We start from the raw sequence: 11,619 nt of genomic DNA, 5'->3' as shown, positions 1-11,619 counted from the left end.
CTGACATGATGTTTAATCATTTATATTTTGCTGGTTATCGTACTGAATTAAAAAGTATTTCTTTTTTCCACGGCGGATCACAGTAAAACGGCTGTCCATTTTATCCTGTTCTGTCAGCATATATGCCGTATCGGTCATTTTTTCACCATTGATTGACACAGCCCCGTTTTGCACGTCTTCACGCGCCTGCCGCTTTGATGGGGAAATTTTCGCCTCTACCAGTAAGTCAACGATGTTGGGAATCTCCCCTTCTACAGTATAGCTTGGAACGTCTTTTAATCCTTGCTCAATTTCAGCAGCTGATAAAGACTTAATATCACCGCTAAACAAAGCTTTTGTAATATTGATGGCCTGATCTAAGGCACCCTGGCCATGGATCAGGCGCGTCATTTCTTCCGCAAGCGCTTTTTGTGCTTTACGTAGATGTGCTTCTTCGTTTACAGATGCTTCTAACGCTTCAATTTCTTCCTTTTCGAGGAACGTAAATATTTTCAAGTACCGAACAACGTCGGCATCAGCCGTGTTAATCCAGAACTGGTAAAATTCATACGGTGACGTTTTCTCAGGATCAAGCCAAACCGCACCGCTTTCTGTTTTCCCAAATTTCGTTCCATCCGATTTCGTCACGAGCGGAATAGTAAAACCAAATGCCTGCTCACCTTCCGGGTTCATTTTCCGGATCATCTCTAAACCGGTCGTAATATTTCCCCATTGGTCACTTCCACCAATTTGCATCCGGCAGTTATGATTTTTGTGCAGGTAGTAAAAGTCCATTGCCTGTAAAATCGTGTAGGCAAATTCCGTGAACGAAATACCACTCTCTAACCGTGATGAAACCGTATCTTTCGCCAGCATATAGTTAACGCCAATGTTTTTTCCGAAATCGCGAAGAAATGTAACAACATCCATCGAGCCGATCCAATCGTAGTTATTGACCAGAACCGCCCCGTTGTCTCCTTCTACCGAGAAAATTTTCTCCAGCTGCGCACGCAGGCCATCGACATTTTTTTGCACCTGCTCCATTGTCTGCAAGGTCCGTTCTTCTTTCTTACCACTCGGATCACCGATTGTCCCAGTCGCTCCACCAACCAAAACAATCGGTTTATGGCCATGATTTTGAAAACGGCGGAGTGTTAAAAACGGCAGCAAATGACCAATATGCATACTGTCCGCTGTCGGGTCTACACCGCAGTACAGGGCGATTTTTTCACTATCCAGCAATTTTTCAATGCCTTCTTCATCCGTCTGCTGATAAACAATGCCTCTCCACTTTAAGTCTTCTAATAATTCCATTTTATCTTCTCCTTTTTAAACAAAAAACGCCCCTGCAATATATGCAGGGACGCTATTTATGCGCGGTACCACCCAAGCTTGAGAAAACATATTCTCCACTCAACACCGGTAACGACGGTGGACGTCAGCCGCTACTAGTTGTTCACGGTGAAAGCTCCTGGAGGTAATTCATCTCACTGTTTGTGCTTTCTTTCACCAGCCGAAAGCTCTCTATATAACAGGGACAGCAGACTACTTATTCCGTTCATCGCTTTGTTTATTAAATATAACTCACATTGTAGCCTGCACGATTCTGTTTGTCAAACGGAAAATTATGTCCACTTATCGCGATTTATATCTATTCATCAAAAAGCTGCTCCGCAATAAACGGAGCAGCGGAGCAAACTTATTAGTCTTCCATTGTCGACAAGTCACCTGTTGGAAGATCAAGTTCCCACGCTTTTAAGACGCGGCGCATAATTTTACCAGAGCGCGTTTTCGGAAGCTTGTCACGGAATTCGATTTCCCGCGGCGCAGCATGTGCTGCAAGACCATTCTTTACGAATTGGCGAATTTCTTCTTTTAATTCATCCGACTGCTTGTAGCCATCACGAAGCGCGATAAATGCTTTAATGATTTCACCGCGAACCGGATCCGGTTTTCCGATCACGCCCGCTTCGGCAATCGCCGGGTGCTCAATGAGTTTGCTTTCAACTTCAAATGGACCAACGCGTTCACCAGCGGTCATAATGACATCATCGACACGGCCTTGGAACCAGAAATAGCCATCTTCATCCATATAAGCAGAATCCCCGGAAACGTACCAGTCACCCGGCATAAAGTAAGATTCATACTTTGCTTCGTTGTTCCAAATTGTCGCCATCATGGACGGCCATCCTTTTTTAATGGCCAAATTGCCCATCCGGTTCGGCGGCAGCTCGTTTCCTTGATCATCAACAATCGCCGCTTCCACACCTGGAATCGGCTTGCCCATTGAGCCCGGGCGAATATCCATCGCTGGATAATTACAGATAACCTGTGCGCCTGTTTCCGTCATCCACCATGTGTCATGGATGCGAAGATCAAATACTTTTTTGCCCCAGCGGACAACTTCAGGATTGAGCGGTTCGCCGACGCTCAAAATATGACGAAGCGATGAAAGATCGAACTTTTTCACAATTTCATCACCAGCCCCCATCAGCATGCGGAATGCTGTCGGTGCGCTGTACCAAACGGTTACTTTATATTCTTCAATTGTGCCATACCACGCTTCCGGACTGAAGCGTCCCCCAACAATGACGTTGGTTGAACCAGTAAGCCAAGGACCAAAGATGCCGTACGCTGTTCCAGTAACCCAGCCAGGATCAGCTGTGCACCAGTATACATCGTTTTCTTGAAGGTCAAGCACCCATTTTGCTGTCTGATACTGCTGAATCATTGCATTATGTACGTGTAAAACCCCTTTAGGCTTGCCAGTTGAACCAGATGTGTAGTGAAGCAGCATTCCGTCATTGCGGTCTACCCATTCAATATCAAATTGATCCGATGCTTCTTTCCATTTCGCCATAAAATCAACGTGTTTATCATCTTCCTCAACACCGTCTGCCACCACAAATACTTTTTCCAGCTTTGGCAAATCAGCAACCGGGATACGCCCCAATAAATCAGGTGTTGTAATGATCATTCGTGCTTCACTGTCCTCAAGACGATCGCGTACAGCGCCTTCCATAAATGCTTCAAATAATGGCCCGACGATTGCACCAGCTTTAATCGCACCAAGCAAGGCAAAATACAATTCTGGCGAGCGCGGCATAAAGATGAAGACGCGGTCCCCTTTTTCCACATTCCCATATTCTTTTAGTACATTAGCCGCTTTGTTCGTATTTGCTTTCATATCCGCGAATGTATATTGTTCATTCCGGTTTGCATCACGATAATAAAGCGCCACTTTATCTTTTCTTTCAGACTCGGCATGACGGTCGATCGCTTCATAAGCCGCATTTACTTTGCCTGTTTCAGCCCAAGAAAAAGCTTTCTCAGTTTCTTTCCAGTCAAAAGAAGAGTACACGTCATCATAACTTGTTAAATTATAATTTCCTTGTATAGCTGATAGCGCTTCCAATTTCATAAACCGATTCCCCCTTATGTATGGTTAATACCCCCCTATTATATAACACTTAAATATTTTTCACAATTTATTCAAAATTAATTTTGTTGAGATTTTATTGATTCTCTGAACATTTAGTGAAAACGCTTTATTTTAAAGATGATTATGTATAATGTAGGGTATATACGATTATGGAGGTGGTGAGCTAATGGAGCATCGTAAAACGTATTATTCGAAAGAAGTGGAAACACCGGCCGGACCACTCATTATTGAAGGTCCAATCCCACCGGAAAAGCTGATGCAATATGAATTTCATGAAGGTCTTGTTGCATTCCGCCAGCCCGAACAGCAGCACGAGGCATTAATCGGCATTGCAAATCTTCCCGAAGGCCGCATCATTATTGCCAGAAGTGGCAGCACTATTGTTGGATACGTTACATTTTTATATCCAGATCCACTTGAACGCTGGTCAGAAGCAAAGCTCGATAATTTAATTGAACTCGGTGCGGTTGAAGTCGCTTCTGAGTACCGGGGAGCGCGTGTCGGCCAGACGATGCTGCGCGTTGCGATGATGGATGATCAAATGGAAGAGTACATTACGATTACAACAGAATATTACTGGCATTGGGATTTAAAAGGAACTGGATTAAACGTTTGGGATTACCGCAAGATTATGGAAAAAATGATGAGTGCGGGCGGGCTTGTCTGGTATGCAACAGATGATCCGGAAATCAGTTCCCATCCGGCAAACTGTTTAATGGTCCGAATCGGTGCGCGAGTAGACCAGGAATCCATTCAGAAATTCGATCAGATTCGTTTTATGAACCGTTTTATGTATTGAGAAAAGGGGGAGCTTACAGGTGATTGTTGAAGAAATAATGAATATTGATATACATACGCTTACACCTGATGATACAATCGCGGCAGCTTTGCAGCTTTGCCGTGACCATAAAATCCGTCATATCCCAATTTTAAACGCTGAAGGGCTGCTCGTCGGACTCGTCACAGACCGGGATATTAAGGATGCAACTCCGTCTATTTTAAAACAGGAAAATGGTGGGGAAGAGTTAAATAAGCCTCTTCGTCTAATTATGGAACCAAACGTTATTACCGGCCACCCACTTGATTTTGTAGAGGATGTTGCGGCAACGTTTTACGAGCATAACATCAGCTGCCTGCCTGTCGTTCAAAATAATGAAGTAATCGGACTGGTGACAGAAACAGATGTTCTTAACACATTCGTTGAATTAACCGGTGTTCATCAGCCTGGTTCCCGGATTGAAATTCGTGTTGAAAACAAAGCCGGCATTTTATTTGATATTTTACAAGTACTGCGTCACAGACGCGTGAATGTGCAAAGCGTTCTTGTTTATCCGGATCGTGATGCAGAGACGCACAAAGTCATTGTACTGCGCATTCGAACAATGAATCCGGTCGGGGTGATCGATGATTTAAAAAAAGCGGGCCATCAGGTGCTTTGGCCAAATATGCCAGGGGTTTGTACATGAATCACGATGCCGTTTTTGTGCATTCTGATCAACTATTGCGTTACCGCTTTTCAGAAAATCACCCTTTCAACCAATTTCGTCTTACATTAGCGATTGATTTGCTGCGCCAGCTGGGAGCGCTTGATGACAGCCAAATCATTGAACCGCGTATGGCAACAGATAAAGAACTAACGCTTATTCACGACCCTGAATATGTAGAAGCTGTTAAAAAAGCCGGGCATGGTGAATTATCCGAAGCTGCCGGAGAAGGGTATGGCCTTGGCACGGAGGATACACCGATGTTTAAAGACATGCACGAAGTAAGTGCGCTCCTTGTTGGCGGCACGCTGACAGCTGCTGATCAAGTGATGACAGACAAGGCGAACCACGCTATTCATCTTGGAGGCGGGCTGCATCATGGCTTTCGTGGAAAAGCTTCGGGCTTTTGCATTTATAACGACAGCTCTGTAGCCATAAAATACTTGCAGGAAAAATACAATGCCCGTGTTTTGTACGTTGATACAGATGCTCATCATGGTGATGGTGTACAATGGTCATTTTACGACGATCCTGAAGTAGCTACTTATTCTATTCATGAGACAGGCAGGTACCTTTTCCCTGGAACAGGAAACGTAAATGAACGGGGGCACGGTCATGGATATGGGTATTCCTTTAATGTGCCGCTCGATGCTTTTACAGAAGACGAATCGTGGCTGTCTTCTTATGAAACAACGCTCCGTGAAGTCGCTCATTTTTTTAAACCGGATGTCATTTTAACTCAAAATGGGGCAGATGCTCATTACTATGATCCTTTAACCCATTTATCGGCGACCATGAACATTTACAAACGAATTCCCGCACTTGCTCATGAACTTGCTCATGAGTATTGTGACGGCCGTTGGATCGCTGTTGGCGGTGGCGGATATGATATATGGCGTGTTGTGCCGCGTGCCTGGTCCCTTCTTTGGCTGGAGATGAGCGGACAGCAACAATTGACCCAATCATTCCCAAAAGAATGGATCACAAAATGGCAGCCGAAAGCACCTCACCCTCTCCCTTCTTCTTGGACAGATCCAGACGATATGTATCCGGCCATTCCAAGAAAAAGCGAAATTATGGAAAAAAACCAGCTGACAGTCGATAAGCTTCTTTATCCACTTCGTGACCACACAAAATAGCCGGACAAACACAGTTCAATCCTTGGGCTGTGTTTGTCCGGCTTCTTCTGTTAGATTCGGGTCCATAAACGGAAACTTAATCAATAGGGCGGACGTTACACCGCCAATCACAATTAAAAATGAAGCAAAATCAACAAATGACGCAAACCATGAAGTCCCGCTGTTAGAAATAACAGCAAACGCGACAAGTGTTAAACCGACAGCCATTCCGACTGGCGTTAACATGTCCTGCTTTTTCATTGTATGACATTCATCCTCCGCTTTGTATTATGCTTTTGTTGAACCCCGCTTTTCAATACGGTGCGGCAGAACAACAACCAGATTTTCAACTTCTTCTTTATTCATGAGTTTCGTCAATAAGCGCATGGCAACGGCGCCGATATCATACAACGGCTGCGCAACTGCTGTCAGCTGAGGACGTACCATAAGCGACAATTTCGTCGAATCAAAGCTAATCACTTCAAGGTCGTCTGGTATAGTCAAACCGGCATCCTGAGCCCCATGAACGACACCAAATGCCATTTCATCGTTGTAAACGAATACAGCAGTTGGCTGCTCACTTGCTTCATTTAGTTTTTCCCACGCTTCAATGCCAGAGTCATACGTGTAATCACCTTCAACAACAAGCGACTCATCGTAAATGCCCGCTTCTTCAAGAATTTCTTTATAGGCAGCAAGAGCATACTCTGTGCTGATCACATCATGGAACGGACTAGCTACGTAGGCAATACGCTTATGTCCGCCATCAATAAGTGACTGAACAACTTCACGTGCTGCTTCTTTATAATCGATATTCACAGAGGCTATTTTACCTGATTTTTCGACAGATCCCGCGAGCACGACAGGCACTGGTGAGCGGTCAAATTCTTTTACATGCTCATCGTTAATGTGATTGCCCATAAAAATAAGACCGTCAACTTGTTTGCCAAGCATTGTTTGAATCAAGCGCATTTCTTTTTCTTCATTTTGGTCAGAGTTGCTTAAAATAATGTTGTACTTGTACATTGTCGCAATATCTTCAATACCACGCGCAAGCTCCGCATAAAAAATATTCGAGATATCTGGGATAATTAATCCGATCGTTGTCGTTTTTTTGCTGGCAAGACCTCGGGCAACTGCATTTGGACGATAGGCTAAACGCTCAATGACATCATTAACTTTCTTTCTTGTGGCTGGTTTTACATTTGGGTTTCCGTTTACTACGCGCGACACTGTTGCCATCGACACGTTTGCTTCTCTCGCTACATCATAAATCGTAATATTCATTGGGGTAATTGCTCCTTTTCGTTTCTTTCTCTCTATATTAACGAAAAAAGGCTCCTGTGCAAACACAGGAGCCTAAATTTTATGCTTTTACCGGCACAGATTTTAAAATCTCATCGTAAAATTCATCAAATTGTTGTAAATTCATTTGCTGAGCCGCATCTGAAAGGGCAACAGCCGGATCCGGATGAACTTCCGCCATGATGCCATCTGCACCGATCGCGATTCCTGCTTTTGCAGCCGGAAGAAGAAGATCACGGCGTCCTGTTGAATGCGTCACATCGACGAAAACTGGAAGATGTGTTTCTTGCTTCAAGATTGGCACTGCAGTGATGTCAAGCGTATTGCGTGTCGCACGCTCGTATGTGCGAATACCACGCTCGCAAAGGATGACTTGGTCATTTCCTTGGGCAAGAATGTATTCAGCCGCATTGATAAATTCGTCAATTGTTGCTGCCAAGCCGCGTTTTAAAAGAACAGGCTTTTTCACAGAACCAGCTGCTTTTAATAATTCGAAGTTCTGCATGTTACGCGCACCGATTTGAATGACATCAATATATTCACAAGCTGTTTCAATATCAGCAGGATTGACGATTTCGCTGACAACCGCAAGATCAAATTCGTCTGCTACACGCTTCAAGATTTTCAATCCTTCAAGACCAAGCCCTTGGAAATCGTATGGAGATGTACGCGGCTTGTATGCACCGCCACGGATCATTTTTAGGCCTTTGCCTTTAATTGATTTAGCTACTGCTGCTACTTGCTCGTATGATTCAACGGCACATGGACCGAAAACGAATGTAACGTTGCCATCGCCTACTTTATGGCCGCGGACTGTAACCACTGTATCTTCTTGTTTCTTTTTACGTGAAACGAGAAGAGCTTTCCGGTGGTCATCTTCTTGAAGCTCAAGACCAGCTTTGAAGATTTCTTTAAAAATATGTTCAATAGTGGAACGCTCAAACGGTCCATCGTTTTTTTCTAATAGATTATTTAGCATAGAACGCTCGCGGACTGGATCGTAACGATTGACACCTTGTTTTTCTTTAATGCGCCCGATTTCCTGTACAAGCTCTGCGCGTTCATTAATTAGTTTAAGCAGCTGAACGTTCATTTCGTCCACCTTGCTTCTTATCTGTTCTAATTCTTGGTTGCTCACATTACTCATCCTTCCGCAAGTAGATATTCAAAATTTCCCGGCAATTAATGGTGAAAAGAGCTATCAACTTCGTATGCGATACATTTCTTTTGGCTATTACGGTTATTATAAATCATCCATTTCGAAAAGTCACGAAAATTTCGCTTTATTTCTTAAACGCTTTTAAGCATTAAAGCGTTTAAGTATAAAAATGCCCGAACGACTGGCATTCGGGCACTTTTTTATTTTACAGACAAAAGCTGGTCTTTTGTAATTTTCCAGTGTGATTCATTCCAGTCGGGCTTGCCTTCTTTAAAATAAATGACTTGTGGAGATTCATGACGAATATTTGTTACTTGAGCAATATGATTGGATAGTTCACGTGCTTCCTGGACGGCTAAATATACACCTTTTTTATCGGATGCCGGATCTTCCATAAACGATTGGTACTCATCATATGCTGCTGCGCTAATCGGACATGTCGTACTATGCTTTAATAAAAAGAATGGTTCATTGCTTTCAATGAGCTCTTCAAATTCATTGATGTTTATAATCTTTTGCATACTTAAAACTCCTTTGAATATGAAAAGCCGGAACAAGTCCGGCTTTTCATTACTTGTTATTAAATTTTTTGCTTTGATTATTATTGTTGTTATTGTTGTTATTACCGTTATTGTTATTACCGTTGTTGTTGTTACCGTTGTTATTGTTCAAGCCGCCGTTTTTCTTTTTCTCATTGATTCCTTTATCAACCGGGTCCACCCAGCCTTCTGATGCCGGTTTTGATGAAGTATCGCTTTTTTGATCGGAGCTGTTTTTTGCTTTTTCTGCTTCGTCAAACGCTTTTTTCGTTTCATCAAGCTTTGTTTTCGCTGTGTCAGCTGTTGTATCCACCTTGTTCTTTACAGCTTCCGCTGCGTTATCTACTAGAGACTTTGCTTCTTCTTTTTTATCTTCTGCTTTTTCTGAGTCAATTGAGCCAGAATCATCAGATGATTTCAATGATTTTACTTTATCCACAATCGCCGTCGATTTTTCTTGGACTGCACTTGTCAGCATGGATGTTTTGTCTTTCGCTGTATCTGTCAATCCGCTGGCACGCTCTTTTAAGGAACCAGCTTGGGAATTTAAGTCGCTGCGAAGCTCTGTGCCTGACTTAGGCGCCATCATAAGCGCCGCTGCTGCACCGACAATCGCACCGAACAATGCGCCGATAATAAAATCTTTCGTATTCATTGTATCTTCATACTGATAACGATCTGCATTTAAATCAAAGCTGTCGTATTGTGTCTGCTGGGGTGTATTGACGCCATTTTTTTTAATATTAAATTGGTCATATGTGTTTTTGTTTCTCATGAATAAACGCTCCTCTTCTAATTATTCTTTTTTATTGATTATTTTTATAAGCTGGTGCCGGAAGAGCTTTCGTACGCCCGGCTGATGGCTGCGCATCCGTTTTTTGTTTGTCTTCCTTGAATTTATCAACCATTTGTTTTATAACATTCCCCCACTGAACAGCCTGGGAAATTTTGAACTGGTTTTTTTCCATTTGTGAAGCAACAGTCGTTGTCACTTTTTTCAACGAATGATTCAAGTTATGAACAGATGAACCGACATCTTTAACAGCGTAAACGACTGTATTCAGCTGTTCGGTTTTATGCTGCACATCCTCAGCTAACGCATTTGTTTTATGCAGCAGCTGTGCGGTTTCCGCTGTCACATCTTTTAATTGCCCTTCCAGTCGGTCTACTGTACGGGACAGCGTGTCGAGCGTATTGTCGACTGATTTTAATGTTTTGGACAAGTTAAGGACCAAAATCAAAAACGCGATTGCCGCAACCGCCGCGCTTAAGTAAAGAATAATTTCCACTCCGGGACACCTCCAACGTTATTGTTTATGTAATAAAATTACCCAGTGGCTAAAATTATAAACACTAAATTACTTATTTCTTTTTTTACAAGAGAATTTCCTTCTTTTTGCACAAAGTTTCCCTAAATCGTACAATAGAGAAGATCAGGAGGAGGATTTATTATGAAAGATTCACGTATTCAAACGCTTGCGGCTAACTTAATCAACTACTCTTGCCAAATTCAGCCTGGCGAAAAAGTGCTGATAGAAAACTTTGGCCTGCAGCGCGAACTTGTAACTGCGCTAGTCGATGAAGCTTATAAAGCGGGCGGCTGGCCATACGTGCTGTTAAAAGACCATCGGGTAGACCGATCGCTTTTAATGGGGGCTCAAGAAGGTCAATACGATTTAATGGCTGATTTTGAAGCGAATGTCATGAAAGAAATGGACGCTTATATCGGCCTTCGTGCTGGAGATAATATAAATGAGCAGGCGGACGTGCCGGCAGAGAAAGTGCAAATTCACGGCAATACGATCGGCAAGAAAGTGCATCGTGATATTCGGGTCCCAAAAACAAAATGGGTCGTGCTCCGCTATCCAACACCATCGATGGCTCAGCTTGCCAAAATGAGCACCGATGCATTTGAGGATTTTTATTTTGACGTATGCAACCTTGACTACAGCAAAATGGATACAGCGATGGATCCTCTTGTCGAGGTAATGAATCGGACCGATAAAGTACAGCTGAAAGGGCCGGGAACCGACTTAACGTTTTCCATTAAGAATATTCCGGCTATTAAATGCGCGGGCCGCTTAAATATTCCAGATGGAGAAGTGTATACAGCGCCTGTGCGGGATTCTGTCAACGGTGTCATTTCATATAATACCCCATCTCCATATAATGGCTTTACCTTTGAGAACGTAAAGCTTCGGTTTGAAAATGGCAAAATTATCGACGCTCATGCAAATGATGCAAAGCGCATTAACGATATTTTTGATACAGATGAAGGCGCCCGTTACATTGGCGAATTTGCAATTGGCGTCAATCCACACATTCTTCATCCGATGCAGGATATTTTATTTGATGAAAAAATCGACGGCAGCTTCCACTTCACACCGGGTGAGTGCTACGAAGAAGCATATAACGGCAACCATTCCAATATTCATTGGGATATGGTCAACATCCAGCGTCCGGAATACGGCGGCGGCGAAATTTGGTTTGATGACGTATTAATTCGTAAAGATGGACGGTTTGTGCTGCCAGAATTAGAAGGATTGAATCCGGAAAACCTAAAATAAGCGGATTTGCTCACGAAAAAACGCCC

The 11,619-nt window shown here is 43.2% G+C and carries 12 protein-coding genes and 1 other annotated feature; of the genes, 4 read left to right on the top strand and 8 right to left on the bottom strand.

Annotation, left to right across the window (positions count from 1 at the left end):
* Positions 1–12 precede the first annotated feature (12 nt).
* Together tyrS and acsA are read right to left on the bottom strand one after the other, a co-directional pair.
* Entirely contained in the window at positions 13–1,293 is a 1,281-nt protein-coding gene (gene tyrS, locus NLX67_RS08685) for a tyrosine--tRNA ligase (RefSeq protein WP_254311424.1), read from the bottom strand.
* 42 nt (positions 1,294–1,335) lie between these two features.
* Positions 1,336–1,550 (bottom strand) — a binding site (T-box leader).
* A gap of 131 nt (positions 1,551–1,681) precedes the next feature.
* A complete protein-coding gene (acsA, locus tag NLX67_RS08680; protein WP_254311423.1) occupies positions 1,682–3,400 on the bottom strand; it encodes an acetate--CoA ligase in 1,719 nt (572 codons plus the stop codon).
* Between the two features lie 187 nt (positions 3,401–3,587).
* Between acsA and NLX67_RS08675 the strand changes: the two genes are divergently transcribed.
* The 3 genes from NLX67_RS08675 to NLX67_RS08665 are packed head-to-tail and all read left to right on the top strand — an operon-like array spanning position 3,588 to position 6,044.
* Complete coding sequence (locus NLX67_RS08675) at positions 3,588–4,220, top strand: GNAT family N-acetyltransferase (protein WP_254311421.1); 633 nt, start codon at positions 3,588–3,590, stop codon at positions 4,218–4,220.
* A gap of 19 nt (positions 4,221–4,239) precedes the next feature.
* Positions 4,240–4,887, top strand: coding sequence for an acetoin utilization AcuB family protein (locus NLX67_RS08670; RefSeq protein WP_046178555.1), 648 nt, complete (start codon positions 4,240–4,242; stop codon positions 4,885–4,887).
* Complete coding sequence (locus NLX67_RS08665; protein ID WP_254311419.1) at positions 4,884–6,044, top strand: acetoin utilization protein AcuC; 1,161 nt, start codon at positions 4,884–4,886, stop codon at positions 6,042–6,044. Before NLX67_RS08670 ends, NLX67_RS08665 begins: the two co-directional genes overlap by 4 nt.
* 15 nt (positions 6,045–6,059) lie before the next feature.
* On the opposite strand, the gene NLX67_RS08660 is transcribed toward NLX67_RS08665, so the two are convergent.
* The 6 genes from NLX67_RS08660 to NLX67_RS08635 form a co-directional block, all read right to left on the bottom strand.
* Entirely contained in the window at positions 6,060–6,284 is a 225-nt protein-coding gene (locus NLX67_RS08660) for a MotA/TolQ/ExbB proton channel family protein (protein ID WP_046178553.1), read from the bottom strand.
* 27 nt (positions 6,285–6,311) lie between these two features.
* Complete coding sequence (gene ccpA, locus NLX67_RS08655) at positions 6,312–7,310, bottom strand: catabolite control protein A (RefSeq protein WP_046178552.1); 999 nt, start codon at positions 7,308–7,310, stop codon at positions 6,312–6,314.
* A 79-nt stretch (positions 7,311–7,389) separates the two neighbouring features.
* Positions 7,390–8,466 carry a bifunctional 3-deoxy-7-phosphoheptulonate synthase/chorismate mutase gene (locus NLX67_RS08650; RefSeq protein ID WP_254311417.1) on the bottom strand — a complete coding sequence of 359 codons (1,077 nt, stop codon included), beginning with the start codon at positions 8,464–8,466 and terminating at the stop codon, positions 7,390–7,392.
* Between the two features lie 221 nt (positions 8,467–8,687).
* The gene (gene ytxJ, locus NLX67_RS08645) at positions 8,688–9,008 is read right to left on the bottom strand and encodes a bacillithiol system redox-active protein YtxJ (RefSeq protein WP_254311416.1); all 321 of its coding nucleotides are present in this window, start codon (positions 9,006–9,008) and stop codon (positions 8,688–8,690) included.
* A gap of 49 nt (positions 9,009–9,057) precedes the next feature.
* Positions 9,058–9,801, bottom strand: a complete 744-nt coding sequence (locus NLX67_RS08640; RefSeq protein WP_254311414.1) for a YtxH domain-containing protein — start codon at positions 9,799–9,801, stop codon at positions 9,058–9,060.
* 31 nt (positions 9,802–9,832) lie between these two features.
* Complete coding sequence (locus tag NLX67_RS08635; protein ID WP_254311412.1) at positions 9,833–10,315, bottom strand: DUF948 domain-containing protein; 483 nt, start codon at positions 10,313–10,315, stop codon at positions 9,833–9,835.
* Positions 10,316–10,477: 162 nt separating this feature from the next.
* Between NLX67_RS08635 and NLX67_RS08630 the strand changes: the two genes are divergently transcribed.
* The gene (locus tag NLX67_RS08630; protein ID WP_254311409.1) at positions 10,478–11,593 is read left to right on the top strand and encodes an aminopeptidase; all 1,116 of its coding nucleotides are present in this window, start codon (positions 10,478–10,480) and stop codon (positions 11,591–11,593) included.
* Positions 11,594–11,619 lie beyond the last annotated feature (26 nt).

This window comes from Domibacillus sp. A3M-37 (genome assembly GCF_024213455.1).
In the GTDB taxonomy this organism is placed as follows: Bacteria; Bacillota; Bacilli; order Bacillales; family Domibacillaceae; genus Domibacillus; species Domibacillus tundrae.
Note: the sequence above shows the minus strand (reverse complement) of the source record. Positions and strands in the feature narration are given on the sequence as shown.